The organism is Methylobacterium sp. WL18, from assembly GCF_008040015.1.
In the GTDB taxonomy this organism is placed as follows: domain Bacteria; phylum Pseudomonadota; class Alphaproteobacteria; order Rhizobiales; family Beijerinckiaceae; genus Methylobacterium; species Methylobacterium mesophilicum.
Genome location: NZ_VRVD01000861.1, coordinates 1 through 1,610 on the forward strand (window position 1 = coordinate 1; position 1,610 = coordinate 1,610).

At 74.0% G+C, this 1,610-nt stretch carries 2 protein-coding genes; both read left to right on the forward strand.

The genetic code is table 11. The features are described from left to right. The first annotated feature begins 38 nt into the window (after positions 1–38). A complete protein-coding gene (deoC, locus tag FV228_RS29100) occupies positions 39–782 on the forward strand; it encodes a deoxyribose-phosphate aldolase (RefSeq protein ID WP_147857639.1) in 744 nt (247 codons plus the stop codon). Positions 783–787: 5 nt separating this feature from the next. After that, positions 788–1,610, forward strand: an 823-nt coding sequence (locus tag FV228_RS29105) for a thymidine phosphorylase (protein ID WP_147857640.1), incomplete at its 3' end; no start/stop codon positions are given.

Consider the following 1,610-nt stretch of genomic DNA (forward strand, 5'->3'; position numbering starts at 1 on the left):
GGCCTTCGCCGCAGGCCTGCCGGCCCAGGAGACCGACCATGGATGACCCGGATGCCGGTGCGGTCGCCCGCCGGGCGCTGCCGCTCCTCGACCTCACGGACCTGACCGAGACCTGCACCGAGACGAAGATCGACGCGCTCTGCCGGGATGCGCGCGCGGGCGGCGTCGCGGCGATCTGCGTCTGGCCGCATTTCGTGGCGCAGGGCGCGCGGGCGCTCGAGGGCAGCGGCATCCGGGTCGCCACGGTGATCAACTTCCCGGCCGGCGGCGAGGATTGCGCCCGGGCGACCGACGACACCGCGGAGGCCCTGCGCGACGGCGCCGACGAGATCGACCTGGTCCTGCCCTATCGCGCGATCCTGCGCGGCGACGCCGCCACCGCCCGCGACATGGTCGAGGCGGTGCGCGACACCTGCGGGGCCGCCGTGCTGAAGGTGATCCTCGAGACCGGCGAACTCGCCGATCCCGACGTCATCCGGCGCGCCGGGCGGCTGGCGCTGGAGGCGGGGGCCGACTTCCTCAAGACCTCCACGGGCAAGAGCCCGGTCTCGGCGACTCCGGAGGCCGCCGAGGCGATGCTGGCCGAGATTCGAGCCGGCGGCCGGGAGGGCGGCCGGGCGGCGGGCCTGAAGATTTCAGGCGGCCTGCGCAGCGTCGCCGATGCGGGCGCCTACCTGGCGCTCGCCGACCGGATCATGGGGCCGGACTGGGTGAGCCCGAAGACCTTCAGGCTCGGGGCGAGCAGCCTGTTCGGGGCGCTGATCCAGGCGCGGGATTCGTGAGACCCATGCGGCTGCCGCAGGAAACCATCCGGGCCAAGCGCGACGGCCTGGTCCTCGATCCGGAGGAGATCGCGGGCTTCGTCCGGGGCCTCACCGACGGCGCGGTCGGCGAGGGGCAGGCGGCGGCCTTCGCCATGGCGGTGTTCTTCCGCGGCCTGGCGCTGCCGGAACGGGTGGCGCTGACCCGGGCGATGGCCGGATCCGGCGCGGTGCTGACATGGGACCTGCCGGGCCCGGTGCTCGACAAGCACTCCACCGGCGGCATCGGCGACACGGTGAGCTTGGCCCTCGCCCCGATGGTGGCGGCCTGCGGCGGCTACGTGCCGATGATCTCGGGCCGCGGCCTCGGCCATACCGGCGGGACGCTGGACAAGCTCGCCAGCATCCCGGGCTACGACGCCACACCGGGGCTCGACATCTTCCGCCGGGTGGTCGGCCGGGTCGGCTGCGCGATCATCGGCCAGACCGCCGAGCTGGCCCCGGCCGACCGACGCCTCTACGCGATCCGCGACGTCACCGGCACGGTGGAATCCCTCGACCTGATCACAGCGTCGATCCTGTCGAAGAAGCTCGCCGCCGGGCTCGACGGGCTGGTGATGGACGTCAAGCAGGGCTCCGGCGCCTTCATGACGGGCTTGGACGAAGCCCGGGCCCTGGCCGAGAGCATCGTCACGGTGGCCGAGGGCGCAGGCCTGCGCACCGCCGCGCTGATCACCGACATGGACGCGCCGCTCGCCAGCGCCGCCGGCAACGCCGTCGAGGTCGCCTACGCGATCGACTACCTGACGGGGGCGCGCCGCGAGCCGCGCTTCCACGCGGTCACCCTGG